Origin of the sequence: Sphingobium fuliginis, assembly GCF_004152845.1 — a bacterium.
Taxonomy (GTDB): Bacteria; Pseudomonadota; Alphaproteobacteria; order Sphingomonadales; family Sphingomonadaceae; genus Sphingobium; species Sphingobium fuliginis.
This window is the reverse complement of sequence record NZ_SEON01000003.1, coordinates 376,309-398,082: the sequence shown is the minus strand read 5'-3', so window position 1 is coordinate 398,082 and position 21,774 is coordinate 376,309. Positions and strand designations below refer to the sequence as shown.

Annotated in this window: 20 protein-coding genes and 1 tRNA gene; 9 read left to right on the top strand and 12 right to left on the bottom strand. The window is 62.0% G+C overall.

All coding sequences use genetic code 11. The features are described 5' to 3' along the window. Nucleotides 1–133: 133 nt before the first annotated feature. The 3 genes from EWH10_RS10695 to EWH10_RS10685 form a co-directional block, all read right to left on the bottom strand. Entirely contained in the window at nt 134–1,159 is a 1,026-nt protein-coding gene (locus EWH10_RS10695; protein ID WP_044662446.1) for a FecR family protein, read from the bottom strand. Further along, nucleotides 1,077–1,682 carry a sigma-70 family RNA polymerase sigma factor gene (locus EWH10_RS10690; protein ID WP_048575718.1) on the bottom strand — a complete coding sequence of 202 codons (606 nt, stop codon included), beginning with the start codon at nt 1,680–1,682 and terminating at the stop codon, nt 1,077–1,079. The genes EWH10_RS10695 and EWH10_RS10690 overlap by 83 nt, the downstream gene beginning before the upstream one ends. Nucleotides 1,683–1,828: 146 nt before the next feature. Beyond that, nucleotides 1,829–2,020: a hypothetical protein gene (locus EWH10_RS10685; protein ID WP_044662444.1), complete on the bottom strand. Its 192-nt coding sequence runs from the start codon at nt 2,018–2,020 to the stop codon at nt 1,829–1,831. 145 nt (nt 2,021–2,165) lie between these two features. Between EWH10_RS10685 and EWH10_RS10680 the strand changes: the two genes are divergently transcribed. From EWH10_RS10680 to EWH10_RS10655, 6 genes are all read left to right on the top strand, one after another. Then, a tRNA-Leu gene (locus EWH10_RS10680) sits at nt 2,166–2,250 on the top strand. 69 nt (nt 2,251–2,319) lie between these two features. After that, nucleotides 2,320–3,933 carry a trigger factor gene (gene tig, locus EWH10_RS10675; protein WP_044662443.1) on the top strand — a complete coding sequence of 538 codons (1,614 nt, stop codon included), beginning with the start codon at nt 2,320–2,322 and terminating at the stop codon, nt 3,931–3,933. A 247-nt stretch (nt 3,934–4,180) separates the two neighbouring features. Then, the gene (locus EWH10_RS10670) at nt 4,181–5,158 is read left to right on the top strand and encodes a glycosyltransferase family 2 protein (protein WP_044662442.1); all 978 of its coding nucleotides are present in this window, start codon (nt 4,181–4,183) and stop codon (nt 5,156–5,158) included. Between the two features lie 113 nt (nt 5,159–5,271). Further along, a complete protein-coding gene (clpP, locus tag EWH10_RS10665) occupies nt 5,272–5,907 on the top strand; it encodes an ATP-dependent Clp endopeptidase proteolytic subunit ClpP (protein WP_007685070.1) in 636 nt (211 codons plus the stop codon). A 135-nt stretch (nt 5,908–6,042) separates the two neighbouring features. Continuing rightward, the gene (gene clpX / locus EWH10_RS10660; protein WP_007685071.1) at nt 6,043–7,311 is read left to right on the top strand and encodes an ATP-dependent Clp protease ATP-binding subunit ClpX; all 1,269 of its coding nucleotides are present in this window, start codon (nt 6,043–6,045) and stop codon (nt 7,309–7,311) included. A 364-nt stretch (nt 7,312–7,675) separates the two neighbouring features. Next, nucleotides 7,676–10,162, top strand: a complete 2,487-nt coding sequence (locus EWH10_RS10655) for a TonB-dependent receptor (protein WP_044662441.1) — start codon at nt 7,676–7,678, stop codon at nt 10,160–10,162. 48 nt (nt 10,163–10,210) lie between these two features. On the opposite strand, the gene mtgA is transcribed toward EWH10_RS10655, so the two are convergent. The 3 genes from mtgA to EWH10_RS10640 form a co-directional block, all read right to left on the bottom strand. Beyond that, nucleotides 10,211–10,906: a monofunctional biosynthetic peptidoglycan transglycosylase gene (gene mtgA / locus EWH10_RS10650; RefSeq protein WP_044662440.1), complete on the bottom strand. Its 696-nt coding sequence runs from the start codon at nt 10,904–10,906 to the stop codon at nt 10,211–10,213. Nucleotides 10,907–11,109: 203 nt separating this feature from the next. Beyond that, nucleotides 11,110–12,024, bottom strand: coding sequence for an RNA polymerase sigma factor RpoH (gene rpoH, locus EWH10_RS10645; RefSeq protein ID WP_044662439.1), 915 nt, complete (start codon nt 12,022–12,024; stop codon nt 11,110–11,112). 75 nt (nt 12,025–12,099) lie between these two features. After that, the gene (locus EWH10_RS10640) at nt 12,100–13,065 is read right to left on the bottom strand and encodes an RluA family pseudouridine synthase (protein ID WP_044662438.1); all 966 of its coding nucleotides are present in this window, start codon (nt 13,063–13,065) and stop codon (nt 12,100–12,102) included. A 17-nt stretch (nt 13,066–13,082) separates the two neighbouring features. Between EWH10_RS10640 and EWH10_RS10635 the strand changes: the two genes are divergently transcribed. Together EWH10_RS10635 and EWH10_RS10630 are read left to right on the top strand one after the other, a co-directional pair. Further along, nucleotides 13,083–13,484: a M67 family metallopeptidase gene (locus tag EWH10_RS10635; protein ID WP_044662437.1), complete on the top strand. Its 402-nt coding sequence runs from the start codon at nt 13,083–13,085 to the stop codon at nt 13,482–13,484. A gap of 81 nt (nt 13,485–13,565) precedes the next feature. After that, complete coding sequence (locus tag EWH10_RS10630; protein WP_044662436.1) at nt 13,566–14,219, top strand: histidine phosphotransferase family protein; 654 nt, start codon at nt 13,566–13,568, stop codon at nt 14,217–14,219. Here EWH10_RS10630 and EWH10_RS10625 read toward each other — a convergent pair. The 4 genes from EWH10_RS10625 to map form a co-directional block, all read right to left on the bottom strand. Beyond that, entirely contained in the window at nt 14,216–15,268 is a 1,053-nt protein-coding gene (locus EWH10_RS10625) for an NAD(P)H-dependent flavin oxidoreductase (RefSeq protein ID WP_044662435.1), read from the bottom strand. The two genes, EWH10_RS10630 and EWH10_RS10625, sit on opposite strands and share 4 nt — an antisense overlap. 295 nt (nt 15,269–15,563) lie before the next feature. Then, nucleotides 15,564–16,976, bottom strand: a complete 1,413-nt coding sequence (gene glnA / locus EWH10_RS10620) for a type I glutamate--ammonia ligase (protein ID WP_025548834.1) — start codon at nt 16,974–16,976, stop codon at nt 15,564–15,566. 96 nt (nt 16,977–17,072) lie between these two features. Next, nucleotides 17,073–17,411, bottom strand: coding sequence for a P-II family nitrogen regulator (locus EWH10_RS10615; protein ID WP_007685085.1), 339 nt, complete (start codon nt 17,409–17,411; stop codon nt 17,073–17,075). 242 nt (nt 17,412–17,653) lie between these two features. Next, entirely contained in the window at nt 17,654–18,484 is an 831-nt protein-coding gene (gene map / locus EWH10_RS10610) for a type I methionyl aminopeptidase (RefSeq protein ID WP_025548831.1), read from the bottom strand. 80 nt (nt 18,485–18,564) lie between these two features. On the opposite strand from map, the gene EWH10_RS10605 reads away from it, so the two are divergent. Next, a complete protein-coding gene (locus EWH10_RS10605; RefSeq protein WP_025548830.1) occupies nt 18,565–19,326 on the top strand; it encodes a competence/damage-inducible protein A in 762 nt (253 codons plus the stop codon). 71 nt (nt 19,327–19,397) lie between these two features. On the opposite strand, the gene EWH10_RS10600 is transcribed toward EWH10_RS10605, so the two are convergent. Beyond that, nucleotides 19,398–20,594, bottom strand: a complete 1,197-nt coding sequence (locus EWH10_RS10600) for an acetyl-CoA C-acetyltransferase (RefSeq protein WP_044662434.1) — start codon at nt 20,592–20,594, stop codon at nt 19,398–19,400. 25 nt (nt 20,595–20,619) lie between these two features. Then, the gene (locus EWH10_RS10595) at nt 20,620–21,774 is read right to left on the bottom strand and encodes an acyl-CoA dehydrogenase family protein (protein ID WP_044662433.1); all 1,155 of its coding nucleotides are present in this window, start codon (nt 21,772–21,774) and stop codon (nt 20,620–20,622) included.

Here is a 21,774-nt window from a genome sequence, read left to right as displayed (position 1 = left end):
AAAGCGGATTCTTCTACGGTCCGTTCGTGCCATCTCGCCTGAGATCCCGGCGTTCGCCCGGATGACGGGGTGAGAGGTCGGGGACCATGGCGATAATGCCTGGGGATGAGGGGGAGTGTTTTGCTTCCCGCTCCTATTCGCCGGCGGCGTTGTCCGCTGGCTCCGGTTCATCCTGATAGAGCAGCATGACCGAGCCGTCCTGTCCGGCGACCACCCGGATGGGCAGGCTGAGTTGCAGGGCGGAGAGGAATTCCTTGCTGTCGGTGATACGGAAGCGGCCGCCGATGCGGAGCGATGAGACCCGGGTGTCCCCGATCAGGATCGGCGCCGCACGGTAGCGGTTGAACTCGCTCGCGGCCTGTTCGATGGTCTCTCCGTCCAGTTCCACCATCTGTTCGCGCCAGGCGGTCCGCTGGCCGATGAGGCGCGAGTCGAGATGGGTGAGCGACACGCTGCGCGGCTGGATGACGGCGCCGCTGCCGGCGCTGATCTGCTGGGCCAGATCGTTGCCGGAATGCACCGTGACGGTGCCCTGCGTGACGGTCAGTTCGACCAATGAAGGGCGCAACCGCACGTTGAAGGCGGTGCCGACGGCGCGGATGACGGCGGAGCGGGCCTCTACGTCGAAGGGGCGGGAGCGGTCGTGGGCGACGTCGAAAGAGGCTTCGCCCTTCAGGATGCGGACCTTGCGGCCATGATCGGTGAAGCGGACCTCGGCGGCGCTGTCGCTGTTGAGATGCAGGGTCGAGCCGTCGTCCAGCGCGATGTCGCTGATCTGGCCGATCCGCGTTTCATAATGGTCGACGCCGCTGAAGGTGCGGACCGTGACGATGGCAGCGACGATGAACAGCATCACCGCGACGGCGGCGGCGATCATGATGTTGCGCGACAGGCGGCGCTGCTGCTCCTCGCTGACGATGGCTTCCAGCGGGGGCAGGTTGACTTCGGCGGCCGCGCTCTTCAGCCGTTCGGCCGCTTCCCAAGCGGCTTCGGCCCGCGCGAACGCTACGGCATGACGGGGATCGGCTTCGACCCAGCGACAGATTTCCGCTTCGACCTCGGGACGAGGATCGCCATTAAGCCTTGCCAGCAGGCGCGCGGCTTCCGCCTCGATCTTGTCCCTGCTTTCGTAGCCCGAATCTGGTCCCGACGCCTGCACGTTCGAAATCCGTTTCCTCACGTTCCGCCCAGGCCCGCATAACTATTGCGATCGCTTTGGCCAGATGTTTTTCAACTGTAGAAACGGACAGGGACATTTCCTCCGCTATTTCCAGCATGGATTTTTCATGGATACGGCGGAGAATGAAGACCCGGCGGCATTGTGTCGGAAGCGAATCGACGATCGTCTCGACCTGTCGCAGGGCCTCGCGGGCGTGAAGCTGAGCCTCCACATTATTTTCGCCCTGCAGCAGTTCCAGGTCGGCAATGGTTTCGAAACTCACCACCTTGTTACGGCGTGCGGTGTCGATCACCAGATTGCGGGCTATGGTGAAGAGATAAGCCCGACCGGTCGTCACATTTTCCCAATTTTCAGTGGCATAGGCGCGGGCGAGTACCTCCGCGACCATGTCTTCCAGTTCCTGATTGGCAGGCAGGATCCTCCGGAGGCGCCCTCTGAGAGCAGCTTCCTGTGGTAGGATCACTGTCTTGAACCATTCCAGCTTAGCGCGAACCCTGTGCACGATGACCCCCTTGCTGTCAGCCGCGCCTCTCCCGAATTCATCTGTTTGTCATAGTTCAATCATGGATGCAGGGGCCTGTCCAGCGATTGCGCAGGCATTATTTCCCGTTTCTGTGGAAAACCCACGGTCTGTGACCAAAATGTCGATCAGACGGGAGGGAGTTCGGGCGGCGCGCTGTCCGGCTGGTCGAAATCGGGACCATTGGGCACGATTTCCGGCGGCTCGCCGGCGGGGGTTTCGTCGGGCGTGAGGGGTGCAGGGGTTTCCGGCGGCGATTGAGGGTCGATCCTGTCGGGGGGCGGCACGCCGTCGGGCGCCGGGTCGGGGTGGGTGGCCATGGCTGTCTCTCCTTGATATGAGGGGTTACGCCCGGCCGGGCGGATGGGTTCCGTTCGGACTTATCCACCGGTTATCCACAGGCTGGACCTCTGGGCCTTGCTTCATGGGTCGCTTTTCTCTATGCCGCGCCGACCGGCGACCGATGCGGGCGTGGCGAAATTGGTAGACGCGCCAGATTTAGGTTCTGGTATCGCAAGATGTGGGGGTTCGAGTCCCTTCGCCCGCACCAGTGCGCCAGACTCTATAGGATGCGCAGGCGCCAACGAAATTCAGCTTTAGAAAGCGTTTGAGAGAAGAGATGCAGACTGTCGAGACGTTGAACGAGGGCCTGAAGCGCGCCTACACCGTGACCATCACGTCGAAGGACATCGACGCCCGCGTGGAAAAGGAAGTGGCCGCCATCGCGCCGCAGGTCCGCATGCCCGGCTTCCGCCCCGGCAAGGTGCCCGCCAACCTCGTCAAGAAGATGCATGGCGAATCGCTGCAGCGCGATGCGCTCAACAGCTCGATCCAGGACAGCATCCAGAAGCTGATCGCTGACCAGAAGCTGCGCCCCGCGATGCAGCCTTCGGTCGAGCTGGACGAGGCCTTCGAATTCGGCAAGGACGCCGAGGTGAAGGTCGAGCTGGAAGTGCTGCCCGAGATCGCGGCGCCGAGCATCGAAGGGCTGAAGCTGGAGCGTCTGACCGTCGAGGTGGCTGATGCGCAGGTGGATGAAGCCGCCGGCCGCATCGCGACCCAGCAGGGCGCGCTGGAAGAGCATGCCGCCAGCCACAAGGCGAAGGACGGCGATACGCTGACCATCGATTTCGTCGGCAAGATCGACGGCGAGGCCTTTGAGGGCGGTTCGGCCGAGGACGTGAAGCTCAAGATCGGCTCGGGCCAGTTCATCCCGGGCTTCGAGGAGCAGCTTGCCGGCGTCAAGAAGGGTGACGAGAAGACCATCACCGTGACCTTCCCGGAAGATTATGGCGCGGCGCACCTCGCCGGCAAGGAAGCGACCTTCGACATCACCGTCAAGGCGATCCTGAATGCCGACAAGCCCAAGCTGGACGATGATTTCGCCAAGTCGCTGGGCCTGGAGGGTCTGGACAAGCTCAAGGAACTGCTGAAGGGCCAGATCGAGCAGGAACATAATGGCCTGACCCGCACCCATATGAAGCGCAAGCTGCTCGACCAGCTCGCCGCTGCCCACGATTTCGACGTGCCGCCGAGCATGGTCGAGGCCGAGTTCAACCAGATCTGGGCGCAGCTCCAGCACGAAGCCAGCCATGAGGAAGACCCCGAAGCGGCCCTCAAGGAGATGGAAGCGGAGAAGGAAGACTATCGCGCCATCGCCGTGCGCCGCGTCCGCCTGGGCCTGCTGCTTTCGGAAATCGGCCAGGCCAATGGCGTTGTCGTCAGCGATCAGGAAATGAACCGCCTGATCATGCAGGCAGCCCAGCAGTACAGCCCGCAGGACCGCGAGCGCTTCGTGCAATATGTGCGTCAGGACCCGATGGCGGCCGCGCAGCTCCGTGCGCCGCTCTATGAGGACAAGGTGGTGGACTTCCTGTTCGAGAAGGCGGAGATCACCGACCGGGCCGTCAGCCGGGAAGAGCTGGAAGCCGCGATCGAGGCTGAGGACGGCGATCTGAAGCCGCACGTCCATGGTCCGGGCTGTGGCCATGATCATGACCATGATCATGACGAAAAGCCCAAGGCGAAGAAGGCTGCGCCGAAGAAGAAGGCTGCCGAGGCCGAGGAAGCGGCTCCGGCCGAGGCTTCCGCCGAAGAGGCCCCAGCCAAGAAGGCTCCGGCCAAGAAGGCCGCCGCCAAGAAGGATGAGGCCGTGGCTGAGGAAGCCGCTGCCGAGGAGAAGCCCAAGGCCAAGAAAGCTCCGGCCAAGAAGGCTGCCGCCAAGGCTGAATAAGGCCTTTTCGGTCTGACTGGACAAGCGCCCGGCTTCGCAAGGAAGCCCGGGCGCTTTTCATTTCGGGCGCGGCATGGCAGACGAAATGTTAATGAGGTCCGTTCATGTCGAGAGGGGGCAGGATCGGGGGAGTCGAACTCCTGCCAAGGCAGGATTCCAGTCCCGCCGTTTGAATTTGGGTCCTGCCTTCGCAGGAACATGCCGTGTTTCCGAGGTGATGCGGCGGCGCTAAAAAGGTTTCAGGTCGATGAAGGAATTTCCGGCAGTGGAAAGCGGGGAGGGCGTTGCCACGCCGAGGATCGCCGTCATCCTGCCCTGCTATAATGAGGCCGGCGCGATCGTTCGGACGGTGGGGGATTTCCGCCGGGCGCTCCCCTCCGCCGAAATTTACGTGTTCGACAACAACAGCACGGACGGCAGCCGCGAACTGGCAGCTGGGGCTGGGGCAATCGTCCGCCGCGTGGCGCAGCAGGGCAAGGGTCATGTGGTGCGCCGCATGTTCGCGGACGTGGATGCCGACATCTACATCATGGCGGATGGCGATGCGACCTATGAGGCTGCGGCCGCTCCAAAGATGGTGGCGGCAATGCTGGAAGACAATCTCGACATGGTCGTGGGCGCAAGGCGGAGCGAGATTGAGGAGGCCTATCGGCGCGGGCATCGCTTCGGCAATTGGGCGCTGACCAGCCTGCTCAAGCGGCTGTTCGGACGCAGCTTCACGGACATACTCTCCGGATACCGTGTCTTCTCCCGACGGTTCGTCAAGAGCTTCCCCGTCCTTTCCGCCGGGTTCGAGATCGAGACGGAGATCAGCGTCCACGCGCTGGAACTCGCCATGCCCGTGTCGGAGGTGGTCACCGCCTATGGCGCGCGGCCGGAAGGATCGGTCAGCAAGCTCAGCACCTATCGCGACGGCTGGCGCATCCTGCGGACGATCATCACCCTTTATCGCATCGAACGGCCGATCCTCTTCTTCGGCATCATCGCTGCCCTGCTGGCATTGACGGGACTGGTCCTGGCGGCGCCGCTGATCCTCACCTATATGAAAACGGGGCTTGTGCCGCGCTTTCCGACCGCCATATTGGTGACGGGCCTCATGATCCTCGCCACGCTTTCGGGCATGTGCGGCCTTATATTGGACACCGTGGTGCGCGGGCGGCGGGAGGTTCGCCGGCTTGCCTATCTCGCCTTCAAGGCGCCATCCGACTTCGCCCGGCGCGACTGATTGCGCCCCGTTCGGCCGGGCAAACAGACCGCGTTTCACGCGACCCCTTGAACAGTCCGCTTTTTGTGCCGATGTAGAGAACGGGCAAAAGCAACACACCCTGAAAGAGCAAAATGACCGATATCATGTCCGATCCCATGGCCGCTCTGGTCCCTATCGTCATCGAACAGTCGAACCGGGGCGAGCGCAGCTTCGACATCTATTCGCGCCTGCTGCGGGAGCGGATCATCTTCGTCACCGGCCAGGTCGAGGATCATATGGCCTCGCTGATCGTCGCCCAGTTGCTGTTCCTTGAGTCGGAAAATCCGAAGAAGGACATCTGGATGTACATCAACTCGCCCGGCGGGGTGGTGACGTCCGGCATGGCGATCCACGATACGATGAAATATATCCGTCCACAGGTGGGCACCGTGTGCATCGGCCAGGCGGCCTCCATGGGCAGCTTCCTGCTCGCGGCGGGCGAGCCGGGCAAGCGCATCGCGCTCAGCAACGCGCGCATCATGGTGCACCAGCCATCGGGCGGCGCGCAGGGCATGGCGTCGGACATCGAAATCCAGGCCAAGGAAATCCTGCGCATCCGCAGCCGCCTCAACAACCTCTACGTCCAATATACCGGGCGTTCGCTGGAGGAAGTGGAGCGTGCCATGGACCGCGATACCTTCCTGGAGGCGGAGGAAGCCAAGGCCTTCGGTCTGGTCGACGAAGTGTTCGACCGCCGGCCGGCCATGGCGGAAACCCCCGAGGGCTAAAACCTATGTTTACCGCACGCGCCCTTTTCTCCCCTTGTGAAACGGGCGCGTCGCGGTCTAGGATGATCCTAGGACCAGAATATCCCTCGGCATGGGGCGGCTGTTCGCCTCAAAAGAGGGAAGAGAGATTGGCGAATGACTAAGCTTACGGGCTCCGATTCTAAAAGCACGCTTTACTGCTCCTTCTGCGGCAAGTCGCAGCATGAGGTGCGTAAGCTGATCGCGGGGCCGACCGTGTTCATCTGCGACGAGTGCGTGGAACTGTGCAACGACATCATCCGGGAGGAGACCAAGGGCGGTCTCGTCGGCAAGAAGGATGGCGGCGTGCCGACCCCGCAGGAAATCTGCGATGTGCTGGACGATTATGTGATCGGCCAGAACCGGGCGAAGCGCGTCCTGTCGGTTGCCGTCCACAACCATTACAAGCGCCTCAACCACGGCACCAAGCCGGGCGAGGTGGAACTGGCCAAGTCCAACATCCTGCTGGTCGGTCCGACCGGCTGCGGCAAGACGCTGCTGGCGCAGACGCTGGCCAAGACGTTCGACGTGCCCTTCACCATGGCCGACGCGACCACGCTGACCGAGGCGGGTTATGTGGGCGAGGATGTGGAGAACATCATCCTCAAGCTGCTCCAGGCGTCGGACTATAATGTCGAGAAGGCGCAGCGCGGCATCGTCTATATCGACGAGATCGACAAGATCAGCCGCAAGGCCGAAAATCCGTCGATCACGCGCGACGTGTCGGGTGAGGGCGTGCAGCAGGCGCTTCTGAAGCTGATGGAAGGTACGACGGCTTCGGTTCCGCCGCAGGGCGGGCGCAAGCATCCGCAGCAGGAGTTCCTCCAGGTCGATACGACCAACATCCTTTTCATCTGCGGTGGCGCGTTCGCAGGCCTGGAAAAGATCATCGGCGACCGTCTGGAGGCCAAGTCGATCGGCTTCGGTGCTCATGTCGCCGCGCCCGAGGAGCGAAAGACCGGCGAACTGCTGCGCCAGAGCGAGCCGGAGGATCTGCTGAAATTCGGGCTCATTCCTGAGTTCGTCGGCCGTCTGCCGGTGATAGCGACGCTGGAAGATCTGGACGTGGCTGCGCTGGTCAAGATCCTGGTTGAGCCGAAGAACGCACTGGTGAAGCAATATGCCAAGCTGTTCGACATGGAGAATGTCGAACTCAGCTTCACCGACGATGCCCTGACCGCCATTGCCAAGAAGGCCATCGAGCGGAAGACGGGCGCGCGCGGGCTTCGCTCGATCCTGGAGGCCATCCTGCTCGACACCATGTTCGACCTGCCTTCGATGGAGGGCGTGGGAGAAGTGGTGGTCGACAAGGATGTGGTCGCCGGCAGCAAGGAGCCGATTCGCGTGTTCAGCGAAAAGGACAAGCGGGCCGAAGACGCGGCCTGACTTTCGCGCGCTGCAACAGCTTAAATCAGGGAGAGGCCAGCGAGTTTCGCTGGCCTTTTTCGCGTCTTAATATTGGCTCGGTAAAAATTCTTGCTGCGTTGCAAAATTGCACCACTGTCAAATAGCTGCTTCGAGAGCTCGATAAGTCTATATAAATCAATAGCTTGATATCATCTTGCAACGTCCCTTGTAAGCATTGTCCATGCTGCATGCGCGGCCGTCACGTGAATGCTGTTATATTGTAGTAAAATTGCAATCAGAGCATCACAGGGCCGTCGCCATCGGCCGCCACAGGCGGCGCCAGCTCCACAGAGCAAAATAAAGCAGGCGCGACGCGCCAAACTTTCAAAGGGACAAAAATCAGATGAAACAGCTTCTTATGTGTAGCGCTGCGCTTGTCGCCGTGGCTGCGCCCATTGCCGCGTTTGCGCAGTCGACGGGGTCGATCGACTTTGAAAATGAAATCGTTGTGACTGGCGCTAGTGTTGACAAGGGCCTAGGCGGCGTAATCGTACCTGATACCAGCAAGGCCAAGGCCGTGCTCGGCGCTGAGTTCATCCAAGCCCAGACACCCGGCCAGTCGATCAACGAGGTGATCAACCAGCTTCCGGGCGTTAGCTTCCAGAATAACGATCCCTTTGGTTCTGCTGGCGGCACCATGACAATCCGCGGCTTCGACGACAGCCGTATTTCCCAAACCTTCGACGGTCTTCCCCTCAACGACACGGGCGGTTACTCGATCTATTCGAACCAGCAGCTCGATCCTGAAATCATCGACCAAGTGAACGTGAACTTAGGTTCTACCGATGTGGACAGCCCAACGGCTGCTGCCAGCGGTTCAACGGTAAATTACCGTTCGATCACGCCAAGCGAAGATTTTGGCGCGAAGATGGTCGCTTCCGTTGGGGATTTCAGCTTCTTTCGTCTGTTTGGCATGGTTCAGACGGGCAATCTCACGCCGTGGGGCACTCGTGCATTCGTTTCTGCCAGCCGTGCGACAAACAATGCCATCTACGGCGGTATAGGTGAAATCGACAAGCAGCAATATAACGCCAAAATTTACCAGCCGATCGGCAGCAATGGCGACTTCATCTCCCTCGCCGGGCACTATAATGAAAATCGGAACAATTTTTTTGGCTCAGTTCCCTTGCGGGTAGACGGCGGGCGAGTGGCTGGCAGCGCGAGCGCCAACCGTTTTCCAATCACGAAGGATGAAAGCTTTTACGAAACCGCTCGTTGTACCATTCCGGCCGGAGTTACTGGTGCAGTCGATACCGCCAGTTCCTGTGGTTCCGATTATGAGTATCGATACAACCCGTCCAATACAGGCAACATCCGCATCAATTCACGCTTTACGTTGGCGGACGGACTGATCCTTACCGTCGATCCCAGCTACCAATATACAAAGGCGAACGGCGGCGGTACCAGCATCGCTTCTGAAGGTCTTACCCCGGCAAGCTCGGGCATTGCAGGCGCGGTCGGCTTCATTCAGGGTTCGTCGAGCTCAACCCAATATTATTTCGGGCGCGACCTGAATGGCGATGGTGATATGCGCGACACCGTTCGTGTTCATTCGCCCAGCCAGACGCAGACCCATCGCTATGGGTTGATCGCTTCGCTGCGCTACGATCTGGATGACAACAACACGTTGCGCGTGGCCTACAGCTATGATCGTGGCCGGCATCGGCAGACCGGCGAAGCGGGCTATCTTCAGACGATCGGCTTCGGCGCCGAACCTTTTCCCGTCAATCATCCGATCAAGGACGTAAACGGTGCGGCGGTGGAGAAGCGCAATCGCTTGTCCTATGCCATCCTGCATCAGGTTTCGGGTGAATATCGCGGCAAATTCAATGCCTTCACTGTCAATGTCGGGTTGCGGGCGCCTTTCTTCAAGCGCGACCTTAACAACTACTGCTTCACTCAGAGTGCGTCGGGCAACCTTCGCTGTTTCGAGCCGGGATCGTCGATCGAGGCTGCCTATGCGGTTGCGAACCCAACAGTGCAGGGACCGCAGCAGCGCATCTTCAAATATGACAAACTGCTGCCGAACGCTGGTTTCGTTTTCAACGCCAACCAGGCGCTGGACATTTTCGGCAACTATTCAAAGGGCCTCCAGGTCCCGGGGACCGACAACCTCTATCAGTCCTTCTATTACGATCCGGCAAATCCCAACGCCAATCCTTCGCCTGAAACAACGGACAATTTCGACCTTGGCATTCGTTATCGGACGGCTACGCTACAGGCGCAGCTGTCGGGTTGGTACACGATCTATAAGGATCGCCTCGCATCGGCTTATGATCGCGATCTGGACACCACCATCTATCGCAACCTGGGTCGTGTCGATAAATATGGCATAGATGGCAGCATTACATATCAGCCGATGCCGGAGCTGATGTTCTATGTCTTCGGTTCCTACCTAAAGTCGAAGATCAAGGATGATGTCGAACTGACGGCGACCACCCAGGCGCAAACCTCGGGGAAGCGTGAATCGGGTGCTCCCATCTATACGCTTGGCGGCCGCATTCAGGGCGAGATCGAAGGAGTTCGTCTGGGTGTTCAGGCGAAGCGCACCGGCTCACGTTATGTGAACGACCAGAACCTGCCGGTATTCCAGAACGGAGCGCAGGTCTATGGTGCCAAGGCGCCCGGCTATACGCTCGTCGATCTCGACGCGCGCTATTCGTTGGAGAAATTCGGTGCGCCCGGCGTCGCGGTTCAGTTGAACGTGACCAATGTGTTCGACAAGCTCTATGTGGGCGGTTTCGATGGCACCCTGTCGAATACGAGCATCACCTTCGCGCAGATTGGCGCGCCGCGGACCTTCGTGGGATCGCTGGTCGTCAGCTTCTAAGGTTTGGTACCTTATGGAAGAAAGGGCGCGGAGAGATCCGCGCCCTTTTCATTTCAGGCAGCTATCCAGCCCGTCGCGCTGGACAATACCGATGCGGGCGGTGATGCTGTTGCCATAGCGGCGGGTGAAGCCATGGGGGTCGATGGCTTCGCGCTTCTTGGGAAGAGGCAGGACTGCGGCGATGCGGGCGGCCTCTGCACGGGTCAGTCGCTGGGCGCCGTGGTGGAAATAGCGGATCGCGCCAGCCTGCGCGCCATAAGTGCCGATGCCGGTTTCCGCGACATTCAGATACACCTCCATGATCCGGCGCTTGCCCCAGATCGCTTCGATCAGGAGCGTGAACCAGGCCTCCAGCCCCTTGCGGACGAAACCGCCGCCCTGGAACAGGAAAACATTCTTTGCGGTCTGCTGGCTGATGGTCGATCCGCCGCGGATGCGGCCGCCGCTCGCATTGTGCCGCATGGCCTGAGCGATGGCGACGGCGTCGAAGCCATGATGGCTGCAAAAGCGGCTATCCTCCGCAGCGATGGCGGCGCGCGCCATGTCCGGGTCCATCTTGTCCAGGCTCATCCAATCCTTGGTGATGCCGTTGTGGTCCAGCAACATCGTCCATGTCACGGGCGGCGGCACGAAGCGATAAATCACCACCATCAACAGAGAGAGGGCAAGGAAACCACCGATGATCTTGAGGATGATCCCGATCCAGCGGGAGCGGCGGCGAGGGAAAGCGGACTTGGCGTTCATACTGCCGTGGTAGCGCGGATGCCGGGCGGTTCAAGATGGGAGAAGGCCACTCTTCGTGCCGACGAAAGCCGGGCTCATGACGCCAGGTGCACTTTTGCTGCCTGAGATCCCGGTTTCGCGCGGATCACGAATGATTATTGAGTGGGTAAGCGAAAAAAAGCCCCGGATTTCACTCCGGGGCTCCTTTGCGTTTTGCCATCCGGTCAGACAGCGGCGAGGCGGGAGATTTTGCCCAGCTTGTCGCCTGCAATCCGCATCATCGCCTTTTGCAGCTTCTCGAAAGCGCGGACCTCGATCTGGCGGACGCGCTCGCGGCTGACGCCATAGACCTGCGAGAGTTCCTCGAGCGTCTTGGGTTCCTCCGCCAGGCGCCGTTCGGCCAGGATATGCTTCTCCCGATCGTTGAGGTCGTCCATCGCCTCCACCAGCATGTCGTGGCGCAGTTCGCTCTCCTGCCGGTCGGCGACGCGTTCGTCCTGGAGCGGATCGGTGTCAGCCAACCAATCCTGCCATTGGCCCTCGCCATCCTCGCGCATCGGCACGTTGAGCGACGTGTCGCCGCCCATCGCCATGCGGCGGTTCATGGAGATGACATCCTCCTCCGTAACGCCCAGATCGGTCGCGATCTTCCTGACGTCGTCGGGGTGTAGGTCTCCATCTTCGAACGCTTCGATATTGTTCTTCATCCGGCGCAGGTTGAAGAACAGCTTCTTCTGCGCAGCGGTGGTGCCCATCTTCACGAGGCTCCAGGACCGCAGGATGAATTCCTGGATTGATGCGCGAATCCACCACATGGCATAGGTCGCCAGACGGAAGCCGCGATCCGGCTCGAACTTCTTCACGCCCTGCATCAAGCCGATATTGCCTTCGCTGATCAGCTCGCTGACCGGCAGGCCATAGCCGCGATAGCCCATGGCGATCTTCGCCACGAGACGCAGATGCGAGGTCACGAGCTGGGCAGCGGCCTCGGAATCCGCATGCTCGGCATAGCGCTTCGCGAGCATATATTCCTGCTCGGGCGTCAGAATCGGAAATTTGCGGATTTCCGACAGATAGCGGTTGAGGCTGGCTTCACCGCCCAGCGCCGGAACCGCGGGGACATTGCTTTTATCAGCCATGTCGTCACCTTTCCCTTTCATGCGCGGCGGGACCCAGAAGAGGCGTCCAAGGCGCCGTCGCAAACTTGTCCAAAACTATACGTGAAGCTCGCTTAACAGTTCCTGCATATCGACAGGGAGTTTGCTGTCGAAGCTGAGCGCCTCACCCGTTAACGGATGTATGAACCCCAGCCTTTTCGCGTGCAATGCCTGCCTTTCGAAACCCAGCGTTTCCAGTATCGATTTGAAACCTTTTCTCTCTCTACCGTAAACCGGGTCGCCGATCAAGGGGTGTCCCAGATGCGCCATATGGACGCGGACCTGATGGGTTCGTCCGGTTTCCAGCCTGCATTCAACCATGGCCGCGCTGCGCAGCCTTTCCATCGTCCGGTAATGCGTCACGGCATGTTTGCCGCGCCCTTCCCGATGAACCGCCATCTTCTTTCGATCGGCGTCGGACCGGCCGATCCATGTGTCGATGGTGCCCGTCGCCGGCTGCGGCACGCCATAGACGATCGCGGCGTAGAGCCGATCGATCGAATGTGCCTTGAACTGCTGCGCGAGCCCTTCATGCGCGCGGTCGGATTTGGCAACGACCAACAGCCCCGAAGTATCCTTGTCGATGCGATGGACGATGCCTGGCCGCGCCACCCCGCCGATGCCGGAAAGCTGGCCCTGGCAATGATGGAGCAGCGCGTTGACAAGCGTGCCGTCCAGATTGCCCGCCGCCGGGTGGACGACCAGGCCCGCCGGCTTGTCGATGACGATCAGGTCTGCGTCTTCATACACCACGACCAGCGGGATGTCCTGCGCCACGGCCTCGGCTTCGACGGGTGGCGGAAGGGCGATGGCGAAAGCCTGTCCCGCGGCGACCTTCATGGAAGGATTGGGAGATCGCGCACCCCCCTTGCCCGGGTCTTCCGTCACTTGGCCCTCGACGATCAGCGCCTTCAGCCGCTCGCGCGAAAGATCGGGAACCAGCTCGGCAAGCGCCTTGTCTAGCCGCATGCCAGCCTGCGCCTCACCGATTGTCGCTTCAATGATGGAAACCCCCGAACCCATTGGGTAGGAATGTAGGAATGAGGGTTGGGATTTCAAGAGGGCTACTGGAACAAATCATGTCCGAAGCGGCGGCGCACAGGCATGAGGTCTGCGGGCTGCTGCTGGGGAAGACGGGCCGGATCGAGGCGGTTCGGCCCGCCGCCAATGTCGCCGGCGATCCGGCGCGGCATTTCGAACTGGACCCGGTCGAACTGATCGCCGCCCATCGCGCGGCGCGGGCGGGCGGGGCGGCGATCGTCGGCCATTATCATTCGCATCCGGGCGGTCAGGCGGTGCCATCCGAAACCGACGCGGCCTGCGCGACGCCCGACGGCAGCCTCTGGCTGATCGTCGGGGGCGGCGCGGCCCGCCTGTGGCTTGCCAAGGCGGGGAGAGACGGACAGGTGCAATTTGTCGAGGCTTTGCTCGACATCATGTGAGTGAGGGTTGCATCGCGATGCAGGGCAGCGCATTAGCCGTTCATTCCTTCCTGTTCATTTCTCCGGCGGCAGCGAACCTTCATGACCAATCCGATCGACAGCATCGATTTTGCCAGCCTGCTCTGCTCGCGCCTTTGTCATGACCTTTTGAGCCCGGTCGGCGCGCTCAACAACGGGCTCGAGCTGATGGCGGACGAAACGGACCCGGAAATGCGGCAGCGTTGTCTGGACCTGCTGGCGGACAGCGCGAAGACCTCTGCGAACAAGCTGAAATTCTTCCGCCTGGCCTTCGGTTCGGCGGGCGGCTTTGGCGATGCCGTGCCGACGCATGAGGCGCGGGTCGCGATCGAGGGTATGTTCGCGGCTTCGGGCCGGGTGAAGATCGGCTGGCTGGTCGAGGACGACATGCTGGAAAAGCTGCCGGTGAAGGTGTTGCTGAACCTGGCGCTGATCGCGGGCGATGCGCTCGTGCGGGGCGGCCAGCTCGACATCGGGGCGGAAAAGCGGCCGGGCGTGACGGAGATCGTCGTGCGGGCGGAAGGGCCGAAACTGGTGCTTGATCCCGACCTGCGGGCCGCGCTGGCGGGGACTTTGCCGCCGGAGGGGCTGGCTTCGCGCACGTCGGCGGCTTGGATGGTGCGCACCCTGGTGACGAGCGTCGGCGGGGAGATTGCGCTGTCGCCTGCTGGCGAGCCGATCCTGCTGTTCGGGGCGTCCATTCCCGACGCGCGCTAAGCGCTTTCCTGCATTTCCCTCGCCAGAAGGCTGATCAGCTCGGCGGCGGGCAGGGCGCGAGCCAGCGGTGCACCCTGGCCGGCCCATTGCGCGCCAAAGCCGCCTTCGCCCTTGGCTTTTGCCGCGGCGTTCAGCGCTTTGCCCGCATCATAGGCGATGGGGTAGGCGGGCGGCTGCAATGCTGCCTCGGCGCCCCAGGCGGTGAAGCGATTGGCAAGGCAGCGGGCCAGGCGACCTGAAATGGCGCGGGTCATCGCGGTGTGATGGGCAGCGGGGCTCGTGAGGGCGGCGCGATAGGCTGCGTCGGCGCTGCTTTCCGTGCAGGCGATGAAGGTTGTGCCCAGTTGTGCTGCGACCGCGCCGAGGGCGAGTGCGGCACGAATGCCTTGCCCGTCCATGATGCCGCCCGCTGCGATCACGGGCAGGTCGCATTGGACTGCAAGCAGGCGAGTGAGGGCGAAGGTGCCGAGCTGGTCGTCAGGCGCTTCGGGATTAAAGGCGCCTCGATGGCCTCCTGCCTCATATCCCTGTGCGACTATGGCGTCGATTCCTGCTTCCCGCGCAGCCCGCGCTTCGGCCGGACTGGTGGCGGTTGCGAGGAGGAGGCATCCGGCTCGCTTGAGCGCTGCGATGCTGGTTGGATCGGGCAATCCGAAATGGAAGCTGACGACCGGCGGCGCAAGTTCGACCAAGGTGGCGAGCATTGCGTCGTCCTCCACGAAGCTGCGGTAGATTTCGCGCAGGCCGGTCGGAGGCTGGGCATCATAGGCCTGGAACAGTGGCGTCAGTGCAGCGAGCCAGGCCCCTTCCCTGACGGGGTCGCTGCGCGCGGGCCGATGGGTGAAAAGGTTGACGTTGAAGGGACCGCTGGTCTGGGCGCGGACGGCTTCTATCATGGCGCGGGCACCCGCCGCGTCGGTGGCGCCCACGGCAATGGAGCCAAGCGCTCCTGCATTGGAGACGGCTGCCGCCATGGCGGGCGTAGAGACACCGGCCATCGGCGCCTGGATGATGGGATGGGACAGGCCCAGCGATTCGATGATCGACATGGGATCGATTGTCGGAGTTTTGCGGCGGGCGGGCAATGGGCGGATCTGGGCTGAAGCTGAATTCGCTAATTGTCGCCATCAAGCGCATCATGCTTCTGCAAAGGCAGCGGAATGAGGCAAGTGGCTCATGAGGGCCCTGTCCGGCGCTTGAACACCGTTTGAGCTGTGCGTCGGCCTTCGGAGGAGCATGGCCCGGTTGGATCGGATAATGGCGTTCTGATTCCGTCCACATCCCAAATGAAAAGGGCCCGGTCGCCTGTGCGACCGAGCCCCTTTTTCAACAGTCCCGAATGGATCAGGCGCTGTAGTACATGTCGAATTCCACCGGCGAGGGAGCCATTTCCCAGCGGTACACTTCGGGCCACTTCAGTTCGAGATAGGCCTCGATCTGGTCCTTGGTGAACACGTCGCCCTTCAGCAGGAAGTCGTAGTCGGCGGCCAGCGAGTTCAGCGCTTCACGCAGCGAACCGCAAACGGTCGGCACCTGGCTCAGTTCTTCCGGCGGCAGGTCGTACAGGTTCTTGTCCATCGCGGCGCCGGGATGAATCTTGTTCTCGATGCCGTCAAGGCCGGCCATCAGCAGCGCCGAATAGCACAGATAGGGGTTGGCCATCGCGTCGGGGAAGCGGAATTCGACGCGCTTCGCCTTGGCGCCCGCGCCGTAGGGAATACGGCAGGAGGCCGAGCGGTTGCGGGCCGAATAGGCCAGCAGAACCGGGGCTTCGAAGCCGGGCACCAGACGCTTGTAGCTGTTGGTGGTCGGGTTGGTGAAGGCATTCAGGGCCTTGGCGTGCTTGATGACGCCGCCGATGAAGTAGAGGCAGGTTTCCGAAAGACCGGCATAGCCTTCGCCCGCGAAGAGCGGCTTGCCGCCTTCCCAGATCGACATGTGGGTGTGCATGCCGGAACCGTTGTCCTGCGCGATCGGCTTCGGCATGAAGGTCGCCGTCTTGCCATAGGCCTGGGCGACCATCTGCACGACATATTTGTAAATCTGCATGCGGTCGGCGGTCTGGACCAGCGTACCGAAGGTCAGGCCGAGTTCGTGCTGGGCAGCGGCCACTTCATGGTGGTGCTTGTCGCAGGGCAGGCCCATTTCCAGCATGGTCGACACCATCTCGGCGCGGATGTCGGTGCAGGGATCGACCGGCGCGACGGGGAAATAGCCGCCCTTGGCGCGCGGACGGTGGGCAAGGTTGCCGCCTTCATATTCCTTGCCGGTGTTCGTCGGCAACTCGACATCGTCGATCTTGAAGAAGGATTCATTATAGTCCGAGTTGAAGCGGACATCGTCGAACATGAAGAATTCGGCTTCCGGGCCGACATAGACGGTGTCGCCGAAACCGGCCGACTTGACGAAGGCTTCGGCGCGCTTCGCGGTCGAACGCGGGTCGCGGCTGTAGAGTTCGCCGGTGTCGGGTTCCACGATGTCGCAGAAGATGATGAGCATCGGCGTGGCGCTGAACGGATCGACATAGACGGCGTCCAGGTCGGGCTTCAGGATCATGTCCGACTCGTTGATCGCCTTCCAGCCTTCGATCGACGAACCGTCGAACATCAGGCCCTGGGTCAGTTCATCCTCGCCCAGCACCGAAGACACCATGGTCAGGTGCTGCCACTTGCCCTTGGGATCGGTGAAACGGACATCGACCCATTCGATCTCCTTTTCCTCGATCATCTTCAGGATGTCTTTAGGCGTGTTAGCCATGTGAACCTTGCCCTTCTTTCATGATACCCCCCCGAAGGGGTAAGTTGATGTGGTCAGCCGCCAGACCGCTGAAGCCGGCGAGAAGTTTGGTGAAAATCAGATGGCGTCGCTGTCGCGCTCGCCGGTGCGGATGCGCACCGCACCCTCGATATTGGAAATGAAGATCTTGCCGTCGCCAATGCGGCCGGTCTGCGCCGCGGCAGAGATCGCTTCCACCACCCGTTCGGCGAGCGAATCGTCCACCACGACCTCCAGCTTCACCTTGGGCAGGAAATCCACCACATATTCGGCGCCGCGATAAAGTTCCGTATGGCCCTTCTGGCGGCCGAAACCCTTGGCTTCGGTGACGGTGATGCCCGACACGCCTACTTCGTGCAGCGCTTCCTTCACTTCGTCGAGCTTGAACGGTTTGATGATCGCTTCGATCTTCTTCATCTCTAGATATCCCAACTCAAACGCGCGCCAAGTGGCGGGTATGATCCCGCCCTTCGTCCTGATCGAGCGACGACCGTCATGCCCCCCGAAGGCAAGAGCCGCCTCTCTTCCTAATCAATTACCGTGCCAAATAGCGAATCGCTGGAAACTGCTTTCTGCGATGCAGCAACTTTTGTCCATATTGCCCGGATTTCGGGCAATATCATGATGTGCTGCCCATTTTTTAGGCATGGCTGATATGATCAACGCTGATAGGGCGGCGCGTCGAGACCCGCAGGGCTCCTGGTGAATATCTCGCAACCGGTTTCAGTGATGCCGATGCTGTGTTCGAACTGCGCGGACAGGGTACGGTCGCGCGTGACCGCCGTCCAGCCATCCTCCAGCATCTTCACGCCCGGCTTGCCGATATTGATCATCGGTTCGATGGTGAAGAACATGCCGGGCTTGAGTTCCGGGCCGGTGCCGGGGCGGCCGACATGGACCACCTCCGGGCTGTCATGGAACACGCGGCCCAGGCCGTGGCCGCAGAAATCGCGCACGACGCCATAGCGGTGCTTTTCCGCATGGCGCTGGATGGCATGGCCGATGTCGCCCAGCATATTGCCGGGCTTAGCCTGCTCAATACCCAGCATCAGGCATTCATAGGTGACTTCGACCAGGCGCCGCGCCTTGATCGGGGCTTCGCCGCAAATATACATACGGCTGCTGTCGCCGTGCCAGCCATCGACCAGCGGCGTCACATCGATATTCAATATGTCGCCTTCCTTCAGCTTCTGATCGCCGGGAATGCCGTGGCAGATGACATTGTTGAGCGAGATGCAACAGCTATGGGTGTAGCCGCGATAGCCCAAAGTCGCGGGCACGCCGCCGCCGTCCAGCGTCATGCGGCGGACGATGTCGTCCAGCTCTCCGGTCGTGACGCCCGGCACGACGTGGGGCACCAGCGCGTCCAGTATCTCCGCGGCCAGCCGCCCGGCCTTGCGCATGCCTTCGAAACCGGCCGCGTCATAGAGCTTGATCGCGGTCGAGCGGGAAATCGGCGCGTCCGCCGTCATCGTCATATATTCGGTCATGGACGTGATTATAGGCGGGGATGCCGCATAATGCGAGAGGGCGGCTAGGCAGGGCGCGCGGCAGAAGCTATGGCCAGCCTATGGCCGACCCGACCCGCATATGGACCGCAGCGCTGATCGTGATCGGCGACGAGATTCTCTCGGGCAGGACCCAGGACAAGAATGTGTCGCAGATTGCGACATGGCTGAATGTGCAGGGCATCCGCCTGCGCGAAGTGCGGGTGGTCGCCGATGACAGCGACGCGATCGTGGAAGCGGTGAATGCGCTTCGCGCACGCAACGATTATCTGTTCACGACCGGCGGCATCGGGCCGACCCACGACGATATTACCGTGGACGCCATCGCCGCGGCGCTGGGCGTCGACGTTGAAATCCACCCCGAGGCGCAGGCGATGCTGTCGGCCTATTATGAAACGCGCGGAGGCTTGACCGAGGCGCGTCTGCGCATGGCCCGCGCACCTGCCGGATCAAGCCTGATCGAAAATCGCATGTCGGGCGCTCCGGGCATTCGGCATGGCAATATCTTCATCATGGCCGGCGTGCCGCATATCACCGCCGGGATGCTGGATAGCCTGACGGGGAAGCTGGAGGGGGGGCTGCCGGTGCTGTCCGCCACCATCGGTTGCTGGGTGGCGGAAAGCGAGATCGCCGACCTTCTCGGCGCGACGGAACGGGCGCATGAGGGTTGCCAGATCGGCAGCTATCCCTTCTTCCGCGAGGGGAGGACGGGCGCTAATTTCGTGATCCGCTCAGTCGACGCGGAAGGGCTGGATCGGTGCGTGGCGGACTTGAGCGCCGGGTTGGAGCAGGGCGGCTGGCCGGTGGTGGCCGGGGGAATTTGAGCCGCGCCCCATAGGTGCTTCGGATGGGGAGCGGACATTGACGCTCCCCCTTGGGCGGCCATGCTCCTTTGTCAGGCTCGCTCGAATATGGCGGCCAGACCCTGGCCGCCGCCAATGCACATCGTCTCCAGTCCATAGCGTCCATCGCGTCGCTGCAATTCCCGCAGCAGATTGGCGAGAATCCGTCCGCCCGTAGCCCCGATGGGATGGCCCAGCGAAATGCCCGAGCCATTGACGTTCAGCTTGTCCCGGTCGTCCCAGTTCCAGCCCTTGAGGCAGGCGAGCACCTGTGGCGCGAAGGCTTCGTTGAGTTCGACCAGATCGATGTCTTTCCACCCGAGGCCGGTGCGTGCGAACAGCCGTTCGACCGCCGGAACCGGCCCGATGCCCATGCGCGAGGGGTCGCAGCCCGCCGCCGACCAGCTATGCAGATAGCCCATGGGCGCCAGGCCGAGTTCGCTGAGCTTGTCTTCCGCCACCACGAGGCAGGCCGCCGCCGCGTCATTCTGCTGGCTGGCATTGCCGGCGGTGACGACGCCGTCCTTCTCGATGGGCTTCAGCAGGGCCAGCGATTCCGGCGTGGCGTCGGCGCGGATGCCCTCATCCTTCACGAACATCAGGGGCTCGCCCTTGCGCTGCGGCACTGGGACGGGAACCAGTTCGTCGTCGAACTTGCCCGCTTCCCATGCGGCGGCGGCGCGCTGGTGGCTCATCGCGGCATATTCGTCGCAGGCTTCCCGCGAGATGTCATAATCCCTGGCGAGATTGTTCGCCGTCTCGATCATGCCGCTGATGATGCCATAGCGTTCGATCGGCTGGGACATCACCCGGCCCCGCGTCAGGCGGTCGTGGAACTGGGTCGAGCCGGACCGGGCGCCCCAGCGATGATCGATCGAATAATATTCGACGTTCGACATGCTTTCCACGCCGCCCGCGATCACCATGTCCGCGGCGCCGGTCTGGATACGCATGGCGGCGTCGATCACCGCCTGAAGTCCGGAGCCGCAGCGCCGGTCGAGCTGCACGCCGGGAATGGATTCGGGCAGCCCCGCCGCCAGCGCCGACCAGCGGCCGATGCAGGGCGCCTCGCCATTGCCATAGCCCTGGCTGAACACCACGTCGTCGATCCGCTCGGGGTCGATCCTGGTGCGATCCACCAGCGCCTTGATGATGATGGCGCCCAGATCGCCCGCCGTCATCGACTTGAGCGACCCGCCATATTTGCCGACGGCGGTGCGGATGGGGGCGACGATGGCGGCTCTGCGCATGGGGATAAGTCCTTCGGATGAAAAATCAGCGGGCGGATTCGGCCTGGCGGATCATCTGCCTGGCGATGATGGTCTGCTGGATCTGGCTGGTGCCTTCATAGATGCGCAGCAGACGGACATCGCGATAGAAGCGCTCCACCTTATATTCGGCCATATAGCCGGCGCCGCCATAGATTTGCACGGCGCGGTCCGCGATCCGGCCCACAGCTTCAGATGCATGATATTTGAGCGCGGCGCATTCCAGGCTGACGGGCTCGCCCGCGTCGAACTGCGCCGCGACCGACTGCATCAGCGCTTCGGTGGTCAGCATGTCGACCTTCATGTCGGCCAGCATGCCCTGGACAAGCTGGAAGTCGGCGATGCGCTGGCCGAACTGCTTGCGCTCCAGCGCATAGGAGAGCGCCATGTCGATCAGCCGCTGGCACATGCCGAGCGAGACGGCCGCGATATGGATGCGTCCGCGATCCAGCACCTTCATCGCGGTCTTGAAGCCGCGCCCGGGAACGCCGCCGATGATGGCGCTCGCTGGCACGACCACATCGTCCAGGATGACGTCCGTGGTGATCGACCCCTTCTGCCCCATTTTCTTTTCGGGCTTGCCGAAGCTGATGCCGGGCGTGCTGGCGGGCAGGATGAAGGCGGAGATGCCCGCCGCGCCCTTCACATCGGGCTCCGTGCGCGCCATCAGCGTGAAGACGCTCGCGCGGGGGGCATTGGTGATGTAGCGCTTGGTGCCGCTGATGCGGTAATTGTCGCCGTCCCTGATCGCGACCGTGCGCAGCGAACCCGCGTCGGAACCCGCCTCCGGCTCTGTCAGGCCGAAGCTGGCGATGGCTTCGCCGGTCGCGAATTTGGGCAGCCATTCGCGCTTCTGCTCCTCGGTGCCGTCCATGACGATGCCCTGGCTGCCGATGCCGACCGTGGTGCCGATGACGGAGCGGAACACGACCGAGGCGCGGGTGATCTCCCGGATGATCGCCGCTTCCTCCGCCATGGTGCAGCCAAGGCCGCCAAATTCCTCCGGCACGGAAAGGCCGAACAGGCCCATGTCGCGCATCTGCTGGATGATGCTTTCGGGGACGGCGTCGGCCTCCTCGACCGCATCTTCGGCGGGGATCAGCTTTTCCGCGACGAAGCGCTGGACGGTGGTGCGGAACAGGTCGAACGTCTCGGCGTCCAT

Excerpts from the sequence above, each read along its gene's own strand:
- EWH10_RS10685 (WP_044662444.1), bottom strand. The coding sequence starts at position 2,020 with ATGGCCACCCACCCCGACCCGGCGCCCGACGGCGTGCCGCCCCCCGAC.
- tig (WP_044662443.1), top strand. The coding sequence starts at position 2,320 with ATGCAGACTGTCGAGACGTTGAACGAGGGCCTGAAGCGCGCCTACACC.
- EWH10_RS10670 (WP_044662442.1), top strand. The coding sequence starts at position 4,181 with ATGAAGGAATTTCCGGCAGTGGAAAGCGGGGAGGGCGTTGCCACGCCG.
- clpP (WP_007685070.1), top strand. The coding sequence starts at position 5,272 with ATGACCGATATCATGTCCGATCCCATGGCCGCTCTGGTCCCTATCGTC.
- clpX (WP_007685071.1), top strand. The coding sequence starts at position 6,043 with ATGACTAAGCTTACGGGCTCCGATTCTAAAAGCACGCTTTACTGCTCC.
- EWH10_RS10655 (WP_044662441.1), top strand. The coding sequence starts at position 7,676 with ATGAAACAGCTTCTTATGTGTAGCGCTGCGCTTGTCGCCGTGGCTGCG.
- mtgA (WP_044662440.1), bottom strand. The coding sequence starts at position 10,906 with ATGAACGCCAAGTCCGCTTTCCCTCGCCGCCGCTCCCGCTGGATCGGG.
- rpoH (WP_044662439.1), bottom strand. The coding sequence starts at position 12,024 with ATGGCTGATAAAAGCAATGTCCCCGCGGTTCCGGCGCTGGGCGGTGAA.
- EWH10_RS10640 (WP_044662438.1), bottom strand. The coding sequence starts at position 13,065 with ATGGGTTCGGGGGTTTCCATCATTGAAGCGACAATCGGTGAGGCGCAG.
- EWH10_RS10635 (WP_044662437.1), top strand. The coding sequence starts at position 13,083 with ATGAGGGTTGGGATTTCAAGAGGGCTACTGGAACAAATCATGTCCGAA.
- EWH10_RS10630 (WP_044662436.1), top strand. The coding sequence starts at position 13,566 with ATGACCAATCCGATCGACAGCATCGATTTTGCCAGCCTGCTCTGCTCG.
- EWH10_RS10625 (WP_044662435.1), bottom strand. The coding sequence starts at position 15,268 with ATGTCGATCATCGAATCGCTGGGCCTGTCCCATCCCATCATCCAGGCG.
- glnA (WP_025548834.1), bottom strand. The coding sequence starts at position 16,976 with ATGGCTAACACGCCTAAAGACATCCTGAAGATGATCGAGGAAAAGGAG.
- EWH10_RS10615 (WP_007685085.1), bottom strand. The coding sequence starts at position 17,411 with ATGAAGAAGATCGAAGCGATCATCAAACCGTTCAAGCTCGACGAAGTG.
- map (WP_025548831.1), bottom strand. The coding sequence starts at position 18,484 with ATGACCGAATATATGACGATGACGGCGGACGCGCCGATTTCCCGCTCG.
- EWH10_RS10605 (WP_025548830.1), top strand. The coding sequence starts at position 18,565 with ATGGCCGACCCGACCCGCATATGGACCGCAGCGCTGATCGTGATCGGC.
- EWH10_RS10600 (WP_044662434.1), bottom strand. The coding sequence starts at position 20,594 with ATGCGCAGAGCCGCCATCGTCGCCCCCATCCGCACCGCCGTCGGCAAA.
- EWH10_RS10595 (WP_044662433.1), bottom strand. The coding sequence starts at position 21,774 with ATGGACGCCGAGACGTTCGACCTGTTCCGCACCACCGTCCAGCGCTTC.